Raw genomic sequence first — 23,904 nt, forward strand, 5'->3', positions numbered from 1 at the left:
CAACGATCCGTATAGGAGCGCAACCATGAGTGCTTTGTCGCATCGCAACACGACGTTCGACGAGCTCATCGTCGGACAAACGGCAAGCGTCGAGCGGCCGGTCACGGCCAACGACCTCTATGTGTTCGCTCACGTCTCGGGCAACACCAACCCGCTGCACATGCCGGGCGCCGATCTCGACAAGGACGGGGCGTCCGACACCGTAGCGCCCTCGCTCTGGGTCGGCTCGCTCGTCTCCTCGGTGCTGGGCACCATCCTGCCCGGCGCCGGCACGCTCTATCACGGCCAGACCTTCCGCTTTCCCGGCCGCGCCCTGATGGGCGACCGGCTCACCGTCTCGGTGCGCTGCATCGAGAAGCGTGAGGCGCCGCTCGCCGTGTTCGAGACCCGGGTCGAGAAGGCCGACGGCACGCTGGTGCTCGAAGGCATTGCCGAGGTCAGCGCCCCCACGCATTCGATCGTGCAGGAGAAGCGCGAGCTGCCGCTGCTCCTGCTCGACCAACATGATCATTTCGGCGCGCTGGTCGCGCGCTGCCGCCGCCTGCCGCCTATGCCGACCGCGATCGTCTGCCCCGACGATGCCAACTCGCTCGGCGGCGCCGTGCTCTCGATGCGCGAAGGCCTGATCGAGCCGATCCTGATCGGCTCGCGCGACAAGATCCTGCGCGCGGCCGATGCTGCCGGCGCCGATATCTCGGCACTGCGGCTGATCGACATCGCCGACCATTCCGAGGCGGCCAGGCAGGCCGTCGCCATGGTCCATGCCCGCGAGGCCCGTGCGGTGATGAAGGGCAATGTCCATTCCGACGAGTTGCTCGGCCAGGTCGTCAAGAAGGATGGCGGCCTGCGTGGCTCGCGGCGCATCAGCCATGTCTTCGTGATGGACGCACCGACCAAGCCGAACCTGCTCTTCATCTCGGACGCGGCGATCAATATCGCGCCGGACCTCACGACCAAGGTCGACATCGTCCAGAACGCGATCGACCTCGCCATCGCCTGCGGGCTCGCCAAGCCGAAGGTCGGCATCCTCGCCGCCGTCGAGACCGTCAACATCAACATGCCCTCGACGCTCGAGGCGGCCGCGCTCGCCAAGATGGCCGATCGTGGCCAGATCACCGGCGCGCTCGTCGACGGCCCGCTCGCCATGGACAATGCCGTCGATATCGAGGCGGCCCGCACCAAGGGCATCGTCTCCTCGGTCGCCGGCCAGGCCGATGTCCTGATCGTGCCGAACCTCGAAGCCGGCAACATGCTCGCCAAGCAGCTCACCTTCGTTGCCCGGGCCGAGGCCGCCGGCCTCGTCGTCGGCGCGAAGGCGCCGGTGATCCTCACCTCGCGCGCCGATAACGACAAGGCGCGGCTGGCTTCCTGCGCGGTGGCGCAGCTTTACGATTACTGGCGGCAGAATGGCGAGCCGCTGGCCTACCAGCCTCTGCTCAAGGCAGCGGAGTAAGGCGCAATGTCCGAGCACATCCTCACCGTCAATGCCGGCTCGTCATCGCTGAAATTCGCCCTGTTCGCGACGTCCAGGCTGGACTGCGTCGCGATCGGCATGATCGACGGCCTCGGCACCGACCCGAACTTCGTGATGAAGGACGGCAAGGGCCAGAAGCTGCTCTCCGATCCGCTCGAAGGCGAGCGCTTCGTTGCCGACCACCATGGCGCGCTCAGCACGGTCCTCGACGCGCTGGCGCGGCAGTTCCCCCAGGCCAGGATCGCCGCCGTCGGCCATCGCGTGGTTCATGGCGGCATGGCCTATTCGGCGCCGGTACTCGTCGATGACGAGATCCTGGAACAGCTGACCGGCTTCGTCCCGCTCGCTCCGCTGCATCAGCCGCACAATCTCTCCGGCATCCGGGCGGCGCAGGTCGCCTTCCCCGGCGTGCCGCAGGTCGCCTGTTTCGACACGGCCTTCCACCGCGCCCATCCCTTCGTCAACGACGCCTTCGCCCTGCCGCGCTCGCTCTATGACGAGGGCGTGCGGCGCTACGGCTTCCATGGCCTGTCCTACGAATATGTCACCGGCCGCCTCGCCGAGATCGCGCCGTTCCACGCCAAGGGCCGGGTCATTATCTGCCATCTCGGCTCCGGTGCCTCGATGTGCGCGATCCGCAACGGCTATTCGATCGCCTCGACCATGGGTTTCTCCGCGCTTGACGGCCTGCCGATGGGCACGCGCCCGGGCCAGATCGATCCGGGCGTCCTGCTCTATCTGATGGACCAGAAGGGCATGGACGCGAAGGCGATCTCGGACCTGCTCTACAAGTCCTCCGGACTGAAGGGCCTCTCCGGCATCTCCAACGACATGCGCGATCTGGAGGCCTCGGACGATCCGCGCGCGAAGCAGGCGATCGACTATTTCGTCTTCCGGCTGCGTCGTGAGATCGGCGCCATGGCGGCCGTGCTCGGCGGCCTCGATGCGATTGTCTTCTGCGGAGGCATCGGCGAGAATTCGCGCCTGATCCGTGAATCCGCGCTCGAAGCGATGGAATGGATCGGCATCGAGCTCGATCTCGACCGCAACCGGGAGGGCGCCGATGTGATTTCGTCCGATCGGTCGCGGGTCCGGGCTTTCATCATCCGCACCAACGAGGAGCTGATGATCGCGCGCCACACCCAGCAGCTGCTGACGCCGCAGGCCGCCATCCACCTCGTCAACGCCCAGGCTTGACCTGCAACCAAGTGCCAACTGAATAGGACAGGTTTTATGACCCCCGATCTGGATCGCATCAAAGCCGAGATCGCCGATAGCTTCGACGAAGAGCTGGAGACGCAGCTCGAAGAGGACCGGCTTGACGAACTCGTCGCCCAGGGCCTGGAGCCCGCCGGTGCCACGCTGGATCGCAAGGTCTATTTCCGCGAACTCTTCCGCCTGCAGCATGAGCTCGTCCGGCTGCAGGACTGGATCCAGTACAAGAAGCTCAAGGTCGTCGTCCTGTTCGAGGGCCGCGACTCCGCTGGCAAGGGCGGCGCGATCAAGCGCGTCACCCAGCGCCTCAACCCGCGCGTCTGCCGCGTCGTCGCCCTGCCCGCTCCGACCGAGCGCGAGCGCAACCAGTGGTATTTCCAGCGCTATGCGGCGCATCTGCCGACCGCCGGCGAAATGGTGCTGTTCGACCGCAGCTGGTACAACCGCGCCGGTGTCGAGCGCGTCATGGGCTTCTGCACCCCGGACGAGCTCGAGGAATTCTTCCGCTCGACCCCGGATTTCGAGCACATGCTCGTGCGCTCCGGCATCATCTTGATCAAGTACTGGTTCTCGATCACCGACGAGGAACAGGAATTCCGCTTCCAGATGCGCATCAACGATCCGCTGAAGCAGTGGAAGCTCTCGCCGATGGACCTGGAGAGCCGCGTCCACTGGGAGGACTACACCCACGCCAAGGAAGAGATGCTGGAGCGGACCCATACCGAGCAGGCGCCCTGGTGGGTCGTGCAGGCGGTCGACAAGAAGCGGGCGCGCCTCAACTGCATCTCGCACCTGCTGGCCCAGATCCCCTATGAGGACGTTCCGAAGCCCGAAATCGAGCTGCCGGAGCGTGTCCGCCACGCCGACTACCTGCGCAAGCCGGTCCCGGCCGAGATGTACGTGCCGGAAACCTTCTGAGCGGCCACGTCGCCAATCCGATAGGAGAGAGCGGGAGCCCCATTCGGCGCTCCCGCGCTGCGACTTTCCGATTGCGTCAGGCCTGCGCCGAGACGATGGCGCGCTGGCTTGTCCTGATCTCACGCGGCGCTGCACCGAAGCGGCGCCGGAACGACCGGTTGAAATAGGAGAGATCGCCGAAGCCGACGCCGAAGGCGATTTCGCTGATGCTGGTCTCGAAGGCCTCCGCTGATTGCAGCAGGCGCAGCGCGCGATCCAGCCTGCGCTGCAGCACGAATTCCGAAAAGGTCGTCTGCTCGTCCTCAAACAGCTTTTGCAGATAGCGCAGGCTGATCCCGTGCCGGTCGGCGATCTGCCGCGCGCCGAGCCCTCGCTCCGTCAACCGGGCTTCGATGTCCGACTTGATGGCGCTCATCCGGTCGTCCGGACGATGCCTGGGCTGGCCCGGGGGAGCGCTCTCGGGTGACATGATGTTGACGAGGCCGCACATGAACTGTCGCGCCAGATCGCAAAGCTCGGGCGTCCGGACCGGCGCCATTCCGCGCAGGAGCGCCGCACCATAGCTCCCGAGCATTTGCAGGGCGTCGTTGCCGGCGCCGAACACGCGCAGCTCCGCGGCATGCCCACAGGCGCGCTCGCCAATCGCATCGGCGGGCATGACGAGACAATCGAGCCGGCTGATCTGAACAGGCAACAGGCCGATGCCTGCAAGCTCGGTCAGCAGAATGGCCTCGCGCCCACCCACGATCGCACGCCGGCTGCCGCGGGTCACGACGAGCGCGCCATCGGCGGGGCGCAGCAGCAGGGCCGAGCCCTCCTCGATCAGGCCCGGCAGCGGCAGCGAAACCGCGGCGCTCGGGGCGAAGAGCGAGACGAGGCCAATATCCGGCTCGAGCCGCAGCATCGCCCCGGCGCCAAACGGCGCCGGATTGGTCCGGTCGAACACCGTGCGGCGCGCCGCCCTGCCATCGACATGAAGGTCGATATCGGACTGCGGCATGTCCCTGGACAGGAGCCAGACCGGTCCGCCCTCGCGCGCCATCGAAGCCTGCGGCGTCGGCGCAGGTCGTTGAGCCGCCTCTGGGTCACTGCGCCTGAGTCCGCTAGTCACTTCGCATCCGTCCAAGAAATCATCGGACCGATTATGCAAACAAGTCCGATGAAATTCAATGCCGACAAAGACTCACCCAACGAAGATTGGCATGAATCGTAATTTATACCAATTTCAAACTGGAAGATTATTCAGATATATTTCCAAATTTAATCAAGAAAGCCCTCCCCTCTCCTTCTTGCGAGAGAAGAGAACTTACGAAGACGAGAGGATTAACATGCGCACGATAGTCTTACCGCTGGCGATTTTTCTGTCTTCTTCCATTCGCGGCGCACGGCGAAGCTATGGAGCGGCATCGTGACCGCGCGGCTGGCCGATAGCGGACAGCACCAGCATGACTGCGATGCCGAGCGCAGCACAAAGCATGAAGGGCGTCTGCGGCGAGAGCGCGAAGGCGAAGCCGCCGGTCAGCGCGCCAGCACCCTGACCAAGAACGTGCAGGCTGGCGAGCCAGCCTGCGGCAACGGCCTGCTGCTGTGGCGCAACACGATCGACCAGCCAGGCCGTATAGGCCGGCGTCGCGAGCGCGATCCCGGCGCCGGCGATCACGGCGCCGAACACGAGCATGGCGATCGAGGGCGCAAGGCCCATCGCGACGCTTCCGAGAGCGAAGGCGCCGAGGCCGATCCGCAGGTTTCGCGCGAGCTTGTTTCCCAGGCGAGGCACGAGGCCGACCTGCACGGCGATCATGCCGATGGCGACCAGCGCATAGGTTATCCCGCCCCAGCGGGCTGCGGCATGGACGTCAAGTCCGAAGCGCGCCTGCAGGAAGAGGCCGAGCACCATCTGGATCTGGCCGAAGCCGAGCGTCAGGACGAAACCGATCGCCAGAAGCGGCAAGGCGGCGCGGGCGAGGTCGCGTTTCCGCTGGCTCTGCTCGCCTTTCTCGGCCGGCGCGACGTCTGGGGCGGCGAGCAGGATGAGCGGCATCGCCACCATGGCCGCGAGCGCGGGCATGAGACCAGCGGCACCGGGCAAGGTGACGAGCGGACCGAGAACGCGGCCAACGCCGAGTCCGGCGCTGAGGCGGGCCAGGGCGGCAGGGCGCTTCTCCGGAGTGCTCATCCGCACGACCGCCGCCTGCGCATGCGGCATCACGCCGGCGGCGGCCGCGCTGTAGACGATGCGCGCGAGTGCGAGCATCGCGAAAGCGGCGGCGGCCGGCATGGGGCCGGCCGCCAGCACACCCAGGAAGAGAAGCTGCGCGCCCGCCATCAGCCAGGCCAGCAGCATGAAACGGCGACGCAGCCGACCCTCGCGATAGCCCCAGGCGGGTGCGGCAACGAGAAAGGCGAGCGCTCCGAGAAAGCCGATCGCGCCGATCGCCGGCGCCCCCAGGCCCGTCGCGTCCGAGACGATCGGCACCAGCGCCAGCAATGCCGATTGGCCGAAGCCGACGGTCGCTGCCATCAGCGAGAGCCCGCTCACCTCTCTGCCTCTCATGCGCAAATCTCCAAAGAAACCGTCATCATAAAGCCATTTATGAATATTCATTCCGTCAATCAATCGCACGACACAGATTTTAATAAATATAAATTCGCATAGATTGGAATGCCTCAAAAATAACTGTGAATATTACTTCTGTCGAACTGGCGAGAAAATGAGATGCTAGAGACAAAAATGGGAACGATTGAGCTCGCCGAGCGAGTATCATCCCGTGCATTTCTACTCAGCCTGATGCGGGAATGGCGCGGCTGGTCCATCGAGAGTGAGGTGGCATTGCCTTCGGACTCTGCGCGGCCGCGTCGGGTTCTCAGGTTACCGCTGGCCGGTCGCGACATCCGCGTGGCGCTGACCCATGCCTCGCAGGTCGGTTGCCACGGCATCCGCCCGCCCTTCTACGAGATCGGCCCGGATGGCTCGGTGCGCGTCGTCGGCTTTCCCGAATTGGCGAACCTCGTCGCGTCGGAACCGGACATCGCCGGACCGGATGCAGGCGCGAAGGCGCTCGTCTTCCTGCGCCGCGCGCTCGACAGCCTCGCGAATGTCGAAGACACGCTGAAGCGTCCCACCCTTGACGAGGTCGTTTTCTCCGGGCGCGATCCCAGCTTCATCGAAGCGGAACAGGCGCTGCGCTTCGGCCACAATGTCCACCCGACACCACGCAGCCGCGACGAATTCACCCTGGAGGATTCGCGACGCTTCGCAGGCGAATACGGCCGGGGCTTTGCGCTGCACTGGTGGTCGGTCTCGCCGCAGATCGTTCTGCAGGGCAGTTCGCGCGAATTGGCGGCATCGGAGATGGCCGCCCGCCTAGCGACCGACGACCCCGTGATGGAAGCTGCCATTCGCGACCAGGCGGCCAGCGGACGTGTGCTGTTGCCGATGCATCCCTGGCAGGCCTCGCGGCTCATGCTCGATCCGGCGATCGCGCGCCTGATGAAGGCTGGCCATATCCGCACGCTCGGGCCGGCCGGCTCGCCCTGGTACGCGACCTCGTCGCTGCGCAGCATCTACGCACCGCACGCCGCCTGGATGCTGAAGATGTCGCTGAGCCTGCGGCTGACCAATTCGCAGCGCCTCATCGAGCCCTATGAATGCGAGCGCGGGATCGAGATCGACAAGCTGCTGGCCGGGGCGGTTGGGCAGAGGATCGCGACGCAATTCCCGAGCTTCAAGGTCATGGGCGAGCCGGGCTATCTCGCCCTGCGCGACGAGGACGGCGCGCCCTTGCGCTCGACTATCGTCGTCTTCCGCGACAATCCTTTTGGCAGCGGGGAAAGCCCCTCGGCGGCAGTGCTCGCCGGGCTGTGCGAGATCGGCCCCGATGGCCGCGAGAGCGCGCTCGCAGCCATTGTCAGGCGCATTGCTGCACGTGAGGGCAGCGATCCCGGAGAGATCGCCCTGCCCTGGTTCGAGCGCTTCCTGCAGATCGTCGCCATGCCCTTGCTTGGCGTCCAGGCCGATTACGGCCTCCTCTTCGGCGCGCATCAGCAGAATATCGTCGTCGGCCTCGACGACGGCTGGCCCGCCCGGCTGCACTTCCGCGACTGCCAGGGCACCGGCTATGTCCGCGAATTCCTGCCGAGCCTTTCCGAGCTGGCGCCCGACGTGCGGCTCGAGGCCGGGCATATCTTCGATACCGGCTACGCGGCCAGGCTCGCCGGCTACTACCTCATCGTCAACAGCGTGTTCTCGGTCATCGGCGCGCTCGCGATCGCCCGCCTCGCCACGGAGAAGCGCCTGCTCGCGGCCCTGCGCATCGCGCTCTCGGAGCTCGCCGCGCAGCCGCTCCGCGACCGCACTTGCCTCGACTACCTCCTCACCTCGCCAACCCTGGTCAGCAAAGGCAACTTCATGATCTGCTTCCGCAACATCAACGAAAACACCGATGTGACGGACCCGCTCGCCGGCTATGTCGAGTTGCCGAACCCGATCCCGGGAGCGCGGTCATGACGATCGCTCCGAAGATCGACGCCGCCGGCGCCACCCCGCTGGCGACACAGACGACCAGTCGCCATTTCCCGGCTCGCGGCGATGCGCCGCTCCTCATCGAGATCGACGGTCACGGTGACAGGCTGCGGCTTGCCGGCCGTGAAGGTCTTTCCGCCGAGGCGGAGCTCACGCTCGCGGCTGACGGGGTGTCGGGCCGCCTCGCCATCACGCAGCCGGACGGCCTCCACCCGGCCGAGGCCGATGTGCTCGCGGCTCTGATCGAGGCGGCATTCCAGAGCCGCTCGGCCTTGTTGCGGCTGGAGCTTCCGGACTTCGCCGGCAAGCCCGCCCTGGCCGGGCTGTCGATCGAGAGCGGCGGGACGGAAGGAGCCGCCGATGCCATCGTCACGCGCAGCCTCTTCTACCAGCTCCCGCTGCTCTGGCGGCAGGCGGGCCGGCATGTGGCTTATCCGGCGATCCGCTCCGGGCTCGGGCCGGTCGATCGCCAGCCGCCGCTGCGGCCGGCACAGCCGAATGGCGAGATCTACAAGCGCTGGCTGCCGCATCTCGGCATGACGCTCTCGCTGCGCACGATCGACCGCCGCCGCGACCTCGACCTGTTCCATCACTGGATGAACCAGCCGCGCGTCGCCTTCTTCTGGGAGCTGGCGCAATCCCGCGAGGAGCTCGATCGCTATCTCGCCGCACAGGAGGCCGATCCGCATCTCTTCGGCGTGATCGGCAGCTTCGACGAGGAGCCCGTCGGCTATTTCGAGTTCTACTGGGCCAAGGAGGATCGGCTCGGCCCCCACTACGAACCGGAGGATTTCGACCGGGGCTGGCATGGCCTGATCGGCAATCCCCACCATCTCGGCCGGGCCAAGACGCTGGCCTGGTTCCGCTCGCTGACCCACTATCTCTTCCTCGATGAGCCGCGCACGCAGCGCATCGTCGGCGAGCCGCGCGCCTCGCACCATAAGATGCTGAGCTATTGCGCGGATGTGGCCTATGAGAAGGTCAAGGAGTTCGATTTCCCGCATAAGCGCGCCGCCCTGGTCTGCTGCGAGCGCGAGCGCTTCTTCCGGGAGATCGCACTGTGAGCCTCGGCCCCCTGCCCGGCGGACGGCCGGTCGAGGCCAGGCTGTGGCGCGAGCTCAACCAGGCGCTGATCGCCCGGGCGATCGCTGAACTTTCCTTCGAGGAAGGCCTGAAGCCCGAAGCACCCGACCATAGGAACGGCCTCTGGACGCTGCGGCTCGCTGAAGACGTCAGCTACCGCTTCAAGGCGAAGCGGCGCATCTGGGGCAATCTCGCGGTCGAGCCGGCGAGCCTGTTCCGCCAGGAGGGGGCGCTTGCCGCGCCTGTGGATGATGTCGCCCGCTTCATGATCGACGCCCGGGCAGTGCTCGAGATCGAGCCCGACACGCTCGCGATCTACATCAAGGAGCTTTCCAGCACGCTCCTCTCCGACGCGCGGGTCGCGGCGATCAGCGCCACGATCGGCGAGGACGCGCTGATCGCCCTGCCCGACCATTTGCTCCAGCAATATCTCGACGGGCATCCCAAGGCGCCGGCCGCCAAGGGCCGCATCGGCTGGGGGCTTGCCGATGCCGAAGCCTATGCGCCGGAATTCCAGGCCGAGCTCAGGCCGTTCTGGGTCGCGGCCGCCCGCGACGCCTGCCGCCTCTCACATGATCCTGCCATCGCCGAGGAGGATCTCCTCTCCGCTTCGCTCGACCCCGCCGAACGGCGCCGGATCGAAGACGCCTGCGCCGAGGCCTGCCGGCAAATCGGAATGGATCGCGCCGGCTACCTGCTGCTGCCGATCCATCCCTGGCAATGGGACCATATGATCGCGCCGCAATTCGCCAACGAGATCGCCGCCGGCCGGCTCCTGCCCCTCGGCCTGTTCGGCGACGGCTACCTGCCGCAGCAATCGCTGCGCACCCTCGCCAATGCCCGCTCGCCGCAGGCGCTGCATCTCAAGCTCTCGCTCACCATCCTCAACACCTCGGCCTGGCGCGGCGTGCCCGGCAAGTACATGGCGATCGGGCCGCGCTTCTCGGCCTGGCTCGCGGAGAAGGCGGCGGCCGACCCCGCCCTCGCGCCCGCCATCGTGTTGCGCGAGCCGGCCGGTGCCTTCTATCCGCATCCGCTCTACGAGCAGATCGAGGACGTGCCCTACCAGTTCCGCGAGATGCTCGGCGTCATCTGGCGTGAATCGATCGAGACCCATCTGAAGCCCGGGCAGAGCGCCATGATGCTCGGCGCCCTGACCAAGCCCACTTCGGCCGGCCGGCCCATCGTGAGCGCCCTCATCGCCCGCTCCGGCCTCTCGCATGAAGCCTGGCTGGAACGGCTCTTCGATGCCGTGGCGGTGCCGCTCTACCACTTCCTCTGCTGTTACGGCGTCGGCTTCATCGCCCATGGCCAGAACGTCACGCTGGTCCTCGACGGATTCACGCCCGTAGGCGTGGCCCTCAAGGACTTGCAGGGCGATGCCGACCTGGTCGACCGGGATTTTCCGGAGGCGGAGGACCTTGGAGCGGAGATCAAGGCGGTGCTGCTGCGCCGGCCTGCCGCGCATCTCCAGCAGCATCTCCAGACCGGTCATTTCGCCAGCGTCCTGCGCTTCCTCTCGGATGCGCTGGAAGCGCATGACGGCTTCCCCGAGATCCGCTTCTACGCCGCACTGGCTCGCAGCCTCCGGCGCTATCAGGGCGCCCATCCGGACATGAGCGAACGCTTCGCCCTGTTCGACCTGTTCACCGCCAAGGTGCCGCGCATCTGCATCAACCGGGTGCGGCTGGCCATCGGCTATGGCGACGCCAACCGCCGGCCGGCGCCGAGCCTCGGAACCGATCTCGACAACCCTCTTCATCTCGCCGAGCGCGCCAGCGCTGAACCGGCGGGCAATCTCGTCGGAGCTCAGCCATGATGACCAACCATCCGCTCGATCTCGCCGGCATCGGCATCGGCCCGTTCAATCTCAGCCTCGCCGCGCATCTCGATGCGGCCGAGGGCGTCGAGGCGCTGTTCTTCGAGCGCCGGGCCGCGTTCGACTGGCATCCCGGCATGATGCTGCCGGATGTGACGCTGCAGACCTCTTTCCTGAAGGACCTGGTCAGCGCCACCCATCCATCGAGCCCCTGGACCTTCCTCTCCTTCCTGGTGGCGAAGAAGCGCTTCTATGATTTCCTCAACGCCGATTTCGGCGCGATCCCGCGCCAGGAATTCGCGCAATACCTCGCCTGGGCGGCGCAAGGCCTGCCGACCCTGCGCTTCGGCACCGGCATCGACGCGGTCGATTTCGATGGCCGCTGCTTCGTCCTGCGCAGCGGCACGCGCGAGCAGCGCGCCCGCAACATCGCGCTCGGCGTCGGGCTGAAGCCGGCGCTGCCTTCCTTCGCCGCCCGGCTGAGGGAGGATGACCATTTCCACTCCTCGCAGGCGCGGTTCCGGCTTGGCGCCTGCGCCGGCAAGCGCGTGGCGGTGATCGGCGGCGGCCAGAGCGGCGCCGAGATCCTGCTCCACCTGCTGAACCGATCGAAAGAGGACGCACCGAGCCAGATCGCCTGGATCAGCCAGCGCCCCAATTTCCTGCCGCTCGACGAGACGCCCTTCACCAACGAGCTGTTCACGCCGCCCTATGTCGAGAGCTTCCGCGACTTGCCGGAGCCACGCCGCCACGCCATCGTCGAGCGCGAGAAGCTCGCGGGCGACGGTGTCTCGAGCGAGACGCTCGCCGCGATCTATCGCCGGCTCTATGTGCTGCGGCACCTGGAAAGTTCCGGCCCGGAGATCGAGCTCCTGCCGCACCGCGATGTCGTCAATGCCGAGCCACGCGAGGGCAGCTATCAGCTCATCATGCGCAACGGCATGGATGGGATGATGGAGATCGGCCATGCCGAGATCGTCATCCTGGCGACCGGCTATCGCTACGAGCTTCCGGACTGTCTCGCCCCGCTGAGCAGCCGCATCGCCGTCGATCGCACCGGCCGCCCCGTGCCGGATGCCGATTTCGCCATCGCCTGGGACGGCCCCGACACGAACCGGATTTTCGCCCTGAATGCCGGCCTGATCAGCCATGGCATTGCCGAGCCGCAGCTCAGCCTGATGGCATGGCGCGGCGCCGTCATCGCCAACGCATTGCTCGGCCGGCGCCAGTTCGAGGTCGAGATCCCCAGCGCCATGGTCAACTGGCGCCGCCCGGTGCATGCCGATCCCCGCCTGGACACGCTGCGCTCGAACGGCGCAGCCCGGCTCGCGCCTCATTGACCGCGGAACGCCCCCTTCAAGGCCCGAAAGAACATCATCCGGCCGGCTTCAGGTCTCCGAGAACCGTGGGGATCAATTCGGAGACGGTCGGGTGGATCGGCACCGCCCATTGCAGGACCGGATAGGCCGCGCGGGCGTTCATCATGTCGAGGATGCCGTGGATCGCCTCGTCGCCGCTGACGCCCAGGATGGCGGCGCCGAGGATCTGCTTCGTCTCCGCATCCGCGACCACTTTCATGAAGCCCTTGGTCTCGTCCCTCTCGACTGCCCGCCCCACCCGCGTCATCGGGCGCTTCGAGACCAGGAGCTCGCGGCCCAGCCTCCTCGCCTCCGTCTCCGACAGGCCGACGCGGCCGAGCGGCGGATCGACATAAAGCGCATAAGCGGGAATCCGGTCGCCGACCCGGCGGCTTTCGCCATCGAGCAGATTGGCGGCGACTATCTCGTAGTCGTTATAGGACGTATGGGTGAACGCGCCGCGGCCATTGCAATCGCCGAGCGCCCAGATGCCGGGAACATTGGTCGCGAGCCCGTCATCCACGGTGATATAGCCGCGCCCATCCAGCTTGACCCCCGCCTGCTCGAGTCCGAGCTCGTCCGTATTGGGCCTCCGTCCGACCGCGAGCAGGACATGTGATCCGACCGCGACGGGCTCTCCCGATACGCAATCCACGCTGACCGACACGCCATCCGCATGCGGCGCCAGCGCGATGCAGGCGGCATCGGTGCGCACGGTGATGCCCTCGTCGACGAGGATCTGCCGGATCGCCTCGGAGACATCCTCGTCCTCGCGGGCGACCAGCCTCGGCCCCTTCTCGATGACCGTGACCTCCGCGCCGAAACGCCGGTACATCTGCGCGAATTCGAGCCCGATATAGCTTCCGCCGACGACGACCAGGTGCTTCGGGACGGTGTCGAGCTTCAGGATCGAGGTGTTGGTGAGATACGCGACGTCGCCGACACCCGGCAGGTCCGGCACGCTCGCGCGCCCGCCGACATTGATGAAGATGCGCGGCGCCTTGAGCAGGCTCTCGCCGACCCGCACGAGATCCGGGCCCTCGAAGCGGGCATGTCCTTCGATGACGGTCAGGCCGTCCATGCCGCGCAGCCATTTTTCGACGCCGGTGCGGGCATTGGTCGAGACCGTATCGGCCCGGGCCTTGACCCGCTTCATGTCGATCTTGATCGGGCTCTCGATGGCGACGCCATAGTCGGCGCCCCGCCGGGCAAGATGCGCGGCATAGGCGCTCGCGACCAGCGTCTTGGTCGGCATGCAGCCGGTATTGACGCAGGTGCCGCCGAAGAGCTTACGCTCGATCAGCGCGGCCTTCATCCCGGCAGCGGTCAGCCGCCCGGCGAGGGACGGGCCGGCCTGTCCGGCCCCGATGACGATGGCGTCGAATTCCTGGGTCATGGCGAAGAGCCCCGTGGTGAGCGATACGACGACTATCCTCGCGCCGGAGGCACGCGTCGATTCCGTCGCGATCCCGAGAGACCAAGTCCCGAAGCGCGTGTGCGTGGATGAGCATGCCCATCGACGCTCACGCGCAAGGATCGTGCTCGCCGGCCGGCAGCGGCAGACGAACTGCCCGCCTTATGACGGCAGGGGTTGGCCCGCTTGCTCCCGGACGATGTACTCGGCGTACCAGTCCGGCCAGTTCTCGTCGTGCTGGCCGCCGTTTCGCTTCTCATGTTCGCCATGCGCGGCTGCCGCGCGCCGGAGCGTGGCCGCGAGATCCCTGGACGAGCTGAAGCTCGTCTCGCCCGTGTCGATGCGCCCGGGCAGGCGGTTGGTGACCTCCTGGAGCAGCCAGTCATTGCCGTCCGGATCCTTGAACGCGACCCAGGAGGCGTAGCTGCGCCGTGCCGGCTCCCGCCCGCTGCGGCGCTCTCCGTTCTCGGCGTAATGGTAGACCTCGCTCACCTCGGCGCCGAGAGCCGCGAGTTCGGCCCGCGCCGCCTCGATATCGGACACGATGAGATAGGGGGCGACCGTGTTCCCCTTGCCGAAAATGACCGAGCAGGGCGAGCCCGGCGGCGTGACCTGGATGACCCGGAAATTCTCGCCCGCAATATCCGCATCGAGCCTCCACCCCAAAGCGCCATAGAAATGCTTGGCGCGATCGACATCCGAAACCGGAATGCTCACAACCTCGAGCTTAAGGTCATTCGTCCGGGTTCCCTTAGCCTTGTCGGCGGTCTCGCTGCGCACCTGAGTATCGCTCATGTCGAACTCCTTGGGTTGGGTGCTTGAGGACGGCGGATCAGTCAGGCATGGGCAGGGCGCAGGGTCACCGCCGGTCGGCGGCAAGCTGAAACATCGCGCCACCCGCCTTGCGGGCGCGGCGGCAGTGAACGAGCTATCGTGAGCGGCTGTGCTGGCGGTCTTTGCGCGCAGCCATGGCTTGATGCGTCGGCATCGACCGCCTCCTGGTGACCGAGCTTGAGCCCGCGCGAACCTAGCATAGGGGCCGAAGCTTGGCTCGCGTCAAAAGCAGGCGCGTGGCACTAAGGTCCGGCCCCACGCTCACGACGTCAATCGGTCCGCAGCAGCGGCGCCAGCAGCCGCTCGACATCCGCCGGGTCCGGGCTGTGCTTGTATTCGATGGTTGGAACGCCCGGCCTGACCTGCGCCAGCGCCATCTCCGTGCCGGAGGCGAAGATCAGGACATCGGCCTGCGCCAGAATGGCGGCGCAATCCTCCTGGTCGAGCCGGACGGCATCGACCTGCGCGACATGCGCCGCGAAGCGCCGGACACCGACCTTCATGATCGGCAGGAACTCCGAGAACCGCGCCGCCAGCACGACCTTCGCCATCGGCTCGATCGAGGCGAGCGCCCGCCTGGTCTCCTCCGACGGAATGAAGCGGATCGTCATCACCTTCGCGCCTGGAAGGAGGCTCTCGACCTCGCGACGGCGATTGACGAAGGTGATCGCGACATCGGCCGAGGCCGCCCGTGCCCGCACCGCCGCGTCACGCTGGATCGCGTCGATCGTCATCGCCTCGACCGTGGCCGCGGCGCCGAGCTGGGTCGCGATGGCCCGGGCATAGCGGACCGTCGCCTCGACGAAGAGGCCGACCATGACGATATTGGCGCCGCGCCCCAGGCGCGTGCGCGTAGCCAGGCGGGCATGGATCAGCGAAGCGAGATCGGACGCACGCAGGCCGGCCGCCATCGCCTCGTCGATCAGCGCATCGATGCGCTTGTGCAACCCGGCCATGCCCTGGTTCGCCGCCTGCCGGTTCCGTCCATCGGCGACGATGGTCCCGGCGCCGGTGCGGGTCTCGATCAGCCCCTGCCCTTTCAGCTCGCGATAGACTTGGCTGACCGTCATCGGGGCGACGCCGATCGTCGTCGCCAGATCGCGGACGGAAGGCAGCATCTCGCCGGCGGCGAAATCGCCGCAGACGATGCCGTATTCGATCATGCCCTTGATCTGCTGGCGAATGGAGATCGGCAGGGACCGATCTATCTGAAAATCCATACCCTTCCACTCGCTATCGGTGTCACAACCCGCCGCAGCAACTACACGCTCGGGCCCGGCGCGAACAGCCGGTGATTTCGTCCCATTTGGAACGAGATTCCCCATTGACCTGCCGGGATGGCGGTGCAAGCGTTATAGTACGCTAATACACTTTAAGCCGCGAAGACCGAACCGCCAATGTCGACGCTGCCTCGTCAGCCCGCGCTCCAAATCTCGCCCTCCTCATCGAAAGGGGGAGTGGGCTTGCGGCGCGCGAGCCGTCTGCGAGCCCTCCGGCCATGAGCAGCTACATCCTGAAGCGGCTCGTCGCGATCGTCGCCCTCACCTTCGGCATCACGGTGGTCGCCTTCCTGATCATCCGGCTGATCCCGGGTGACCCGGTCATCGCCATGCTCGGCACCAGCGCCGGCGACAAGGCGCTGATCGAGCGGCTGCGCGAGCAGCTCGGCCTGAACCAGCCGCTCTACACCCAGTATTTCGTCTGGATCGCCAATGTGCTGCGCGGCGATTTCGGCTATTCCTACGCCAGCCAGCAGAGCGTCTCCTCGCTGATCGCCTCGAGCTTCCCGGCGACGGCCCAGCTGACGCTCGCGGCCCTCGCGCTCTCGCTGACCTTCGGAACCGCGCTCGGTGTGCTCGCGGCGCTGAAGCGTAACAGCCTCGCCGACACGGCCGGCATGGGCTTCGCGCTTGCGTGCATGTCGATCCCGAGCTTCTGGCTCGGCCTGCTGCTGATCCTCGCCTTCGCCGTGACCTGGCCGATCTTCGACGTGGTCGGCGGCACCTCGCTCAAGGGGCTCGTGCTGCCGGCGGTGACGCTGGCGCTGGGCACGATGGGCTTCAACGCCCGCTTCGTCCGCTCCAGCGTCATCAACGCGCTGTCGCAGCAGCACGTGACCACGGCCCGCGCCAAGGGCGTGCCCGAAGGCCAGCTCTTCCTCTGGCACGTGATGCGCAACTCGCTGCTGCCGATCCTGACCATTGCCGGCCTGCAGATCGGCCAGTTGCTCTCCGGCTCGGTCATCGTCGAGACGGTGTTCTCACGGCCGGGCATCGGCCGGCTGCTGATCCAGGGCATCCTCGCCAAGGACTACACCACCGTGCAGGCGCTGATCATGATGATCGCGCTGATCTACGCCGTCGCGAATTTCATCGTCGACATCCTCTACCCCGTGCTCGATCCGCGCGTCGGCAGCCGCTAGCGGGACCCTGGCACGATGTCGGACATCACCTCACCCGCCACCGCAGCCGAGATCGCCGGCACCGCGCGCCCGGCCTGGTCGCGGCGCAAGGCCGTGCTCCGCGCCCTCAGGCACCGCAGCCTCTCGCTCGGCCTCGTGCTGTTCATCCTGCTCGTGCTCGCAGCCTTCAGCGCGCCGTGGCTGACCTCGTTCGACCCGACGGCGCAGGAGCCGATGGCGACCTTCACGCCACCGGGCGGTGTGCATCTGATGGGCACCGACGCTTTCGGCCGCGACCTGTTCGCGCGCGTTCTCTTCGGCGCCCGCACCACCATCCTGGCGAGCATCAGTGTCGTCGTGCTCGGCGCGATCGTCGGCACCGTGCTCGGCCTGGTCGCCGGCTATTTCGGCGGGACGCTCGGCTTCAGCATCATGCGGCTGATCGATCTCCTGCTCGCCTTCCCCGGCATCCTGCTGGCGCTGACCGTCACGACCATTCTCGGGCCCGGCCTGACCAATGGCGTCATCGCGATCGCCGCCATCCTGGTGCCGATCTTCGCAAGGCTGGTCGAGGGCGCGACCGCCGAGGTGCGCAACCTGCCCTATGTCGAGGCCGCGACCGCCGCCGGCGCCTCCTCGGCCAGGATCATCTTCAAGCACATCCTGCCCAACGTGATGTCGGGCGTCATCGTGCTGACGACGACCTGGCTCGGCATCGCCGCGCTCTGGATCACGGCGCTGGGCTTCATCGGCCTCGGCGTGCAGCCGCCGCGGCCCGAGCTCGGCGCGATCCTCAACGACGGCCAGAACTACATCATGCTGGCCTGGTGGATCACCGTCTTCCCCGGCCTGTTCCTGTCCCTCTTCGTGATCAGCGTGAACCTGATCGGCGACGGGCTCAGGGACGAGCTCGATCCGACCTTGAACCGCCTCTAGAGCATTTTCCAGCGAAGTGGACACCGGTTCGCGTGAAGAAAATGCGTCAAAACAAATAGTTAGCGCGGCAACGCAGTCTCAAAAGGGGAGAACAACATGTCCGCAGGACGAAAGCATCGCTTGATCAAGACAGTGCTGGCAGCCGGCGCGCTCGCGCTCGCCGCGGGCGGCGCGCAGGCCCAGAACAAGAACGCCAAGCTCGTCGTCGGCTGGGCCGAGCCGATCGACACGCTCGACCCGGTCACGACCGGCGCGCGCAATCAGGGCCCGCTGCTCGCCAATATCTTCGACGCGCTGGTCTGGCTGACACCGGACTTCAAGGTCGAGCCGCTTCTGGCGACCAAGTGGACGATCTCCGAGGACGGCAAGACCTACACCTTCACGCTGCGCGAGGACGTGAAGTTCCATGACGGCACGCCCTTCGACGCGGAGTCCGTCGTCGCCAACATCAAGTACATCACCGACAAGAACACCCAGGCCAAGGTCGCGCTCAGCCTGCTCGGCCCATGCAAGACCGCGACCGCCACGGCCAAGTACACGGTCGAGTTCAAGTGCGAGACGCCCTATGCGCCGCTGCTGGCGCAGCTCGGCGTGCCGTATCTCGGCATGCAGTCGCCCAAGGCGCTCGCCGAATACGGCAAGGATATCGGCCTGCACCCGACCGGCACCGGGCCCTTCGCCTTCGTCAGCTACCAGCCGAACCAGAGCCTCGTGCTCAAGCGCAACGAGGCCTATGCCTGGAACCCGGCCTCGGTCGGCCATAAGGGCCCGCCGAACATTGCCGAGATCACCTTCCAGATCGTGCCGAACGCACAGGCCCGCGTGAACCAGTTCCAGAGCGGCCAGTCGCAGATGATGCAGCAGACGCCGGGCGTCTACTGGAACACCTTCCAGAAGATGGATCGCTTCACCGCGATCCCGGTACCGATCACCGGGCTCGGCATCTTCGCGCCGGTCAACGCCAGCAAGTTCCCGACCAACGACCTCGCCGTGCGGAAGGCGATCCAGTACGCCGTCGACAAGAAGGGCGTGATCCAGCTCGCCGAGGCCGGCGCCTTCCCCCCGAGCCTGACGCCCCTGCAGCCGAGCATGATCGGCTACGACAAGTCGCTCGAGGACATGTATCCGTTCGACCCGGCCAAGGCCGAGGCGACGCTCAAGGACGGCGGCTGGACCAAGAAGGACGGCTTCTGGGAGAAGGATGGCAAGCGGCTCTCGCTCAACATCACCGCTATCTCGACCTCGACCTCCTACCCGCTGCTGGCGCAGGCGATCCAGGGCTACCTGCAGAAGGTCGGCATGGAAGCCAACATCACCCAGCTCGCGACGCCGGCCTGGCTCGCCTCCAACATCAACGGCGACATGTCGCTGACCCCGCTGCAATATGTCGGCATCGACCCGGATGCGCTCTCGAACTGGTTCACGCCCGGCCAGTATTTCAACTGGAGCCATTTCAACGACCCGAAGCTGACCGGCCTGTTCCAGGACGGCCAGCGCGAGCGTGATCCCGACAAGCGCCTGAAGATCTATCACGAGATCCAGAAGATCATCATGGATCAGGCCGTGATGCTGCCGCTGCGCCAGAACATCGACCTGGTCATGACCAGCAAGAAGCTGACCGGCGTCACCTATATCGGCGGCGGCTACGAATATCTCGGCGCCGCCTCGCTGGCGGACTGACCGCCCGCTTCGTCCACGCCGGGAGGACGCCTCCCGGCGCGGCTTTGCCCCCTCGCAGGACAACAGCAGCTTTCCCGGGCGCGCTGATCGCGGCCGCCTGCCTTGCCGACCACGACAGGAGTTCGCCATGACCACGCTCATCCGGGCAGACAGATTGATCGACGGCACCGGCGCCGCGCCGGTGAGCGACGCCATCCTCGTCGTCGAGGACGGCAAGATCGCCTCGGTCCATTCCGGCAAGGTGCCCGAAGGCGTGGTCAAGGGCGAGGCCGAGACGATCGACATGACCGGCTGCACCATCCTGCCCGGCCTGATCGACATCCATGTCCATCTCAACCTGCCGGGCGACGGCTCACTGCTCGAAGAGGCGATGCGCGAGCCCGAGAACGTGCTGGTCGCGACCTCGGCGCTTGCGGTCGGCAAGGCGCTCAAGGCCGGCATCACCACGGTGCGCGATGTCGGCGCCTACGGCTCGACCTCGATCGCGGTGCGCCGCGCGCTCCAGCTCGGCCATGGCGAGGGCGCGCGCGTCATCGCCTGCGGCCAGCCGATCACGATCACAGGCGGCCATACCTGGTATTTCGGCGGCGAGGCCGATGGCGAGGACGGGCTGCGTCGCAAGGTGCGCGAGATGGTCAGGATTGGCGCCGAGTTCATCAAGGTGATGGCGAGCGGCGGCGGCACCGTCGGCACCCAGTCCTGGAACCCGGCCTATACGCAGCGCGAGCTCGCCGTGCTGGTCGAGGAGGCGCATCGCGCCGACCGCAAGATCACCGCGCATTGCCTCTGCGCCCAGTCGATCCTCGACGTGATCGAGGCCGGCTTCGACCAGATCGAGCATGCCGGCTTCATCACCGACGGCAAGGGCAACCAGTCCTATGATCCGGCCGTCGCGGACAAGCTGGCCAAGTCGGGCATTCCCGTGACGAGTACGCTCGCCGTCGGCGGCGCGATCATGCGCGAGAAAGCGTCGAAGACGAGCTTCACCCCGACGGAAGAAGCCTTCTTCGCGCGCTGGACCAAGACCCACGCGACAAATCTCGACCAGTTCCGCAAGCTGCGCGCGGCGGGCGTCACCTTCGTCGCCGGCACCGATGCGGGCTGGCGCTTCACCCGCATCGACGACCAGCCGCTGGAAATCGCGCTGGTGCACGAAGGCGGCATGAGCCCGCTGGAGGCGATCACCGCCTCGACCGGCTTTGCCGCCAAGGTGATGGGCGTCGAGGACAAGCTGGGAACGCTGACGCCCGGCCTGGCGGCCGACGTGCTCGTCGTCGGCGGCAACCCGCTCGACGATCTCGCCAGGCTGCGCGACGTGCGGCTGGTCATGCAGGGCGGCAAGCGCAAGGACGGCGCGCTGCACTAGCGCGGCTTCGGTTGGTAGGCGAGGCAACAGCGCAAGCGCGTCGGCGTCGAAGCTCAGCTCGCTTTGTCCCAGTGCATTTTCGAGCGAAGTGGGTACCGGTTCGCGTGAAGAAAATGCGTTAAACCAAAGAGATAGAGCATTTCCGCGTTTCGAGGAAACGCGGAAATGCTCTATCCTGGGCGGACCAAGCGGACGTTCACAGTCAGAGCGAGTTGATGCCGAGATATACTGACGAGCTCGAGCCGCTCATCAGCCGCGAGCAGGATCTGCGCCAGCAGATCGCGTTGCGCATCGCCGAAGAAGCGGGACACAAGGTCGGCCCTGCGCCCTCCGAAGGCCAACTCGCGGCCGCGGACGAAGCGATCGACGCATGGAGCGTGGAGCTGGAAGCTGAGCTCGACCTTCGCGCCTTTCGTCAGCTGACGCCCCTGCAGGACCTGCTCGCCGATCATCACGAAATCTGCCTGCGGATTGCCGATATTCGCGACCGCCGTCTGTCGTGATTGCAGCGCCTTTGGCGGGGGACATCGTCAGTCCCCCGTCATCAGCGGCCTTCAGGCGCCGACGAGTTCCGCTTCGGCGGTTGACGGGATCATCCGGCTTGCGATGGTCGCGACACGTTCGCCCTGGTAGCGCGCCACCGCGAGATCGTCCTCACCCGGCTTCTGCGTGTCCTTCTGCGAGACGAAGGTCGCGCCATAGGGGGTGCCGGCCTTGGACAGGGACGGGTGCGAATAGCCGAGGGGAACGATGATCAGGCCGAGATGGGCGAGCACATTGTAGAGTGACAGGAGCGTCGACTCGTTGCCGCCATGCTTCGAGGAGCTCGAGCCGAAGACGCTGCCCAGCTTGCCGTTGAGCTTGCCCTGAAACCAGACGCCGCCGAGCCCGTCGATATAGGCCTTGAGCTCGGAGGCGACGCTGCCGAATCGCGTCGGCGTGCCGAGCACGATCGCATCGGCCCAGACCGCGTCATCAGGGGTGGGCGCCGGATATCTCTCGTTCATCGCCGCGGCCGCCTCGGCCCAGCCGGGCGCCAGCGCCATCGCTTCCGGGCCAACCACTTCGCGGGCGCGGCGCAGGCGGATTTCGGCGTCGGCTGCGCGGGCGCCCTCGGCAATGGCGAGCGCGAGCGCCTCGCCGGAGCCTTTGCGGGAATAGAAGGCGATCAGGATCTTGGGCTTCGACATGGGACACCGCTTTGCGGAGCAAGATTCGACCGTCCGCGCGGTGCTCCGGGCCGCGCAGCGCAAGGATTTCGATTGGGTGGGAATCAGGTCGGGCTACGGCCGGACCGGTACGCCCGGAATGCCCGAAACGGCCGCTCCGGGCCTTTCAGCGACCGCCTCGGCTTTTGTCAGCTTGGCAGTGCTGGGCATGGCTCGTTCGCTCCAGATCGCTTCGTTGGAGCGCAAACTAGGAGCCAAGCCACCAGCCGAGAAGTCGCCGCTATTGAGACTTAGCGTCCAGGTTGGTGGACGATCTACATCAGCACCGTCTTGGGGAATTCCGCGGCGAGATGATCGAGGAAGGCCCGTACGGATGGCAGCAGCCCCTGCCGATAAGGGATCAATGCGGTGATCGTGGAATCCCCGGCGAGCCAGTCCGGCAGCACGCGCCGCAAGGCGCCGGATCGGACCGCCGAGCGGCAGACATAGCCCGGCAGCGCCACCACGCCGAGGCCTTTGATCGCCGCCTGCTGGAGGCCGATCATGTCGTCGCCGAGCAATCTCGGGGTCAGCGGCATGACGATCTCGTCTCGCGCCTCGCGGGCGTGGCGAAGCCGCCAGACCGGGGCCACACCCGTCCTCATCATGAAAAGCGAAGCATGGCTTTCCAGATCCTGCGGCGTCTCCGGCACGCCGTTTGCGTCGAGATAAGCCGCGCCAGCGAACAGGAACCAAGGAGCGGGGGCGAGCGTCCGCTGGACCAGGTTGGAATCGGGCAGCGGCTCGGAATGCGCGCGAATCGCGATGTCGTAGTTCTCGCCGACAATGTCGACCGTCCGGTTGGCGGCATGTGCGACGACATTCACTTTCGGATATTTCACCAGGAAATCGGCGATGATGTCGGACATGGCGAACTGCATCGTCGCGATACCGGCAGTGCACCGGACCGTGCCGGTCGGCTCGGTGAGCCGATGACGGATTGCCGTTTCGGCGAGTTCGGCCTCCCGCAGCATCGCCACCGCATGACGGTAGAAATCCTCACCCGCATCGGTCATGCCGAAGCGGCGTGAGGTCCGGTTGAGCAGACGGACGCCGAGATTGCTTTCGAGCTGCTGAATGCGATGACTCAGTGTCGATTTGGGAACGCGCAAGGTCCGGCCCGCAGCCGTGAACCCACCCCGATCGACCACCTGCACGAAAAAGAAGAAATCGTTCAGATCCAGCATGCACCACTCATCGTCCGATTGTGGCGCGCATTCAACTCTGACGGGGACAGCCAAGCAAAGGACAGAACCGCCGGATGTCCGTGCAGCAGACGAATGCCGAGTTGCCGAAGCATCGGCCGGCGGCGGAGCCAAGGAAACCGTTGATTTACCGGGAGTTTAAGCCCTTCAAGGGCTTAGCGGGCCGATGGCGCTCCCTAGGGGACTCGAACCCCTGTTTTCGCCGTGAGAGGGCGACGTCCTAGACCGCTAGACGAAGGGAGCAGCGCGGCAGAGGCGCTGTTTAGTCGGGCTTACCCGCGACCGCAACTGTTTTGTCGCAAAAATCGTTGCCGGGCCAAAAAGAGTGGGAGGCCGACGCTGTCGCCCTCCCTTCCAGACCGGGAGAACATCGATCCGATCGGGGCGGCTCGAACCGTCCCGACGCCCCCGATTGTCCCTAGCGCGAGCCGGCAACCGCCTCGCTCGAAAAGGCGCCGGCCGCGCGTGCGG

At 66.4% G+C, this 23,904-nt stretch carries 19 protein-coding genes and 1 tRNA gene; 12 read left to right on the forward strand and 8 right to left on the reverse strand.

Annotated elements, in window-relative coordinates; genetic code table 11:
- Positions 1 to 25 precede the first annotated feature (25 nt).
- Genes EV560_RS03570 through ppk2 form a run of 3 tightly spaced genes read left to right on the forward strand, consistent with a single transcriptional unit; the run spans position 26 to position 3,607 of the window.
- Positions 26 to 1,453, forward strand: a complete 1,428-nt coding sequence (locus EV560_RS03570) for a bifunctional enoyl-CoA hydratase/phosphate acetyltransferase (protein WP_131854040.1) — start codon at positions 26 to 28, stop codon at positions 1,451 to 1,453.
- 6 nt (positions 1,454 to 1,459) lie between these two features.
- Positions 1,460 to 2,671, forward strand: coding sequence for an acetate/propionate family kinase (locus EV560_RS03575; protein ID WP_131854042.1), 1,212 nt, complete (start codon positions 1,460 to 1,462; stop codon positions 2,669 to 2,671).
- A 36-nt stretch (positions 2,672 to 2,707) separates the two neighbouring features.
- Positions 2,708 to 3,607, forward strand: coding sequence for a polyphosphate kinase 2 (ppk2, locus tag EV560_RS03580; RefSeq protein WP_131854044.1), 900 nt, complete (start codon positions 2,708 to 2,710; stop codon positions 3,605 to 3,607).
- 76 nt (positions 3,608 to 3,683) lie between these two features.
- Here the strand turns inward: ppk2 and EV560_RS03585 are convergent, their stop codons facing one another.
- Together EV560_RS03585 and EV560_RS03590 are read right to left on the reverse strand one after the other, a co-directional pair.
- Positions 3,684 to 4,649: a helix-turn-helix transcriptional regulator gene (locus EV560_RS03585; RefSeq protein ID WP_131854046.1), complete on the reverse strand. Its 966-nt coding sequence runs from the start codon at positions 4,647 to 4,649 to the stop codon at positions 3,684 to 3,686.
- Between the two features lie 351 nt (positions 4,650 to 5,000).
- On the reverse strand, positions 5,001 to 6,161 hold the full coding sequence (locus tag EV560_RS03590) for an MFS transporter (RefSeq protein WP_131854048.1): 1,161 nt from the start codon (positions 6,159 to 6,161) through the stop codon (positions 5,001 to 5,003).
- A gap of 342 nt (positions 6,162 to 6,503) precedes the next feature.
- Between EV560_RS03590 and EV560_RS03595 the strand changes: the two genes are divergently transcribed.
- Genes EV560_RS03595 through EV560_RS03610 form a run of 4 tightly spaced genes read left to right on the forward strand, consistent with a single transcriptional unit; the run spans position 6,504 to position 12,371 of the window.
- A complete protein-coding gene (locus EV560_RS03595) occupies positions 6,504 to 8,114 on the forward strand; it encodes an IucA/IucC family protein (RefSeq protein WP_248311870.1) in 1,611 nt (536 codons plus the stop codon).
- Complete coding sequence (locus tag EV560_RS03600; RefSeq protein WP_131854052.1) at positions 8,111 to 9,193, forward strand: GNAT family N-acetyltransferase; 1,083 nt, start codon at positions 8,111 to 8,113, stop codon at positions 9,191 to 9,193. The genes EV560_RS03595 and EV560_RS03600 overlap by 4 nt, the downstream gene beginning before the upstream one ends.
- The gene (locus EV560_RS03605; protein ID WP_131854054.1) at positions 9,190 to 11,031 is read left to right on the forward strand and encodes an IucA/IucC family protein; all 1,842 of its coding nucleotides are present in this window, start codon (positions 9,190 to 9,192) and stop codon (positions 11,029 to 11,031) included. The genes EV560_RS03600 and EV560_RS03605 overlap by 4 nt, the downstream gene beginning before the upstream one ends.
- The gene (locus EV560_RS03610; RefSeq protein ID WP_131854719.1) at positions 11,031 to 12,371 is read left to right on the forward strand and encodes a SidA/IucD/PvdA family monooxygenase; all 1,341 of its coding nucleotides are present in this window, start codon (positions 11,031 to 11,033) and stop codon (positions 12,369 to 12,371) included. Before EV560_RS03605 ends, EV560_RS03610 begins: the two co-directional genes overlap by 1 nt.
- Positions 12,372 to 12,405: 34 nt before the next feature.
- Here EV560_RS03610 and EV560_RS03615 read toward each other — a convergent pair whose 3' ends face one another.
- The 3 genes from EV560_RS03615 to EV560_RS03625 all read right to left on the reverse strand — a co-directional run bounded on the left by EV560_RS03615 (position 12,406) and on the right by EV560_RS03625 (position 15,857).
- Positions 12,406 to 13,785 (reverse strand): FAD-containing oxidoreductase, encoded by a 1,380-nt coding sequence (locus EV560_RS03615; protein WP_131854055.1) that lies wholly within the window; start codon positions 13,783 to 13,785, stop codon positions 12,406 to 12,408.
- Positions 13,786 to 13,965: 180 nt separating this feature from the next.
- Positions 13,966 to 14,598 carry a VOC family protein gene (locus EV560_RS03620; protein WP_131854057.1) on the reverse strand — a complete coding sequence of 211 codons (633 nt, stop codon included), beginning with the start codon at positions 14,596 to 14,598 and terminating at the stop codon, positions 13,966 to 13,968.
- Positions 14,599 to 14,906: 308 nt separating this feature from the next.
- Entirely contained in the window at positions 14,907 to 15,857 is a 951-nt protein-coding gene (locus EV560_RS03625; RefSeq protein ID WP_165923302.1) for a GntR family transcriptional regulator, read from the reverse strand.
- A 278-nt stretch (positions 15,858 to 16,135) separates the two neighbouring features.
- Between EV560_RS03625 and EV560_RS03630 the strand changes: the two genes are divergently transcribed.
- The 5 genes from EV560_RS03630 (at position 16,136) to EV560_RS03650 (ending at position 21,523) form a co-directional block, all read left to right on the forward strand.
- On the forward strand, positions 16,136 to 17,059 hold the full coding sequence (locus tag EV560_RS03630; RefSeq protein WP_131854061.1) for an ABC transporter permease: 924 nt from the start codon (positions 16,136 to 16,138) through the stop codon (positions 17,057 to 17,059).
- Positions 17,060 to 17,074: 15 nt separating this feature from the next.
- Entirely contained in the window at positions 17,075 to 17,974 is a 900-nt protein-coding gene (locus EV560_RS03635; RefSeq protein WP_131854063.1) for an ABC transporter permease, read from the forward strand.
- Positions 17,975 to 18,070: 96 nt separating this feature from the next.
- Positions 18,071 to 19,654 (forward strand): ABC transporter substrate-binding protein, encoded by a 1,584-nt coding sequence (locus tag EV560_RS03640; RefSeq protein WP_131854065.1) that lies wholly within the window; start codon positions 18,071 to 18,073, stop codon positions 19,652 to 19,654.
- A 127-nt stretch (positions 19,655 to 19,781) separates the two neighbouring features.
- Positions 19,782 to 21,020: an amidohydrolase family protein gene (locus EV560_RS03645; protein WP_131854067.1), complete on the forward strand. Its 1,239-nt coding sequence runs from the start codon at positions 19,782 to 19,784 to the stop codon at positions 21,018 to 21,020.
- Positions 21,021 to 21,304: 284 nt separating this feature from the next.
- Positions 21,305 to 21,523 (forward strand): hypothetical protein, encoded by a 219-nt coding sequence (locus tag EV560_RS03650; protein WP_131854069.1) that lies wholly within the window; start codon positions 21,305 to 21,307, stop codon positions 21,521 to 21,523.
- Between the two features lie 51 nt (positions 21,524 to 21,574).
- Here the strand turns inward: EV560_RS03650 and wrbA are convergent, their stop codons facing one another.
- From wrbA to EV560_RS03665, 3 genes are all read right to left on the reverse strand, one after another.
- A complete protein-coding gene (wrbA, locus tag EV560_RS03655) occupies positions 21,575 to 22,210 on the reverse strand; it encodes an NAD(P)H:quinone oxidoreductase (RefSeq protein WP_131854071.1) in 636 nt (211 codons plus the stop codon).
- Between the two features lie 293 nt (positions 22,211 to 22,503).
- Positions 22,504 to 23,547, reverse strand: a complete 1,044-nt coding sequence (locus tag EV560_RS03660) for a LysR substrate-binding domain-containing protein (RefSeq protein WP_248311872.1) — start codon at positions 23,545 to 23,547, stop codon at positions 22,504 to 22,506.
- A gap of 53 nt (positions 23,548 to 23,600) precedes the next feature.
- A tRNA-Glu gene (locus EV560_RS03665) sits at positions 23,601 to 23,676 on the reverse strand.
- Positions 23,677 to 23,904 lie beyond the last annotated feature (228 nt).

It is taken from the genome of Allobosea sp. BK604 (genome assembly GCF_004341515.1).
Taxonomy (GTDB): Bacteria; Pseudomonadota; Alphaproteobacteria; order Rhizobiales; family Beijerinckiaceae; genus Allobosea.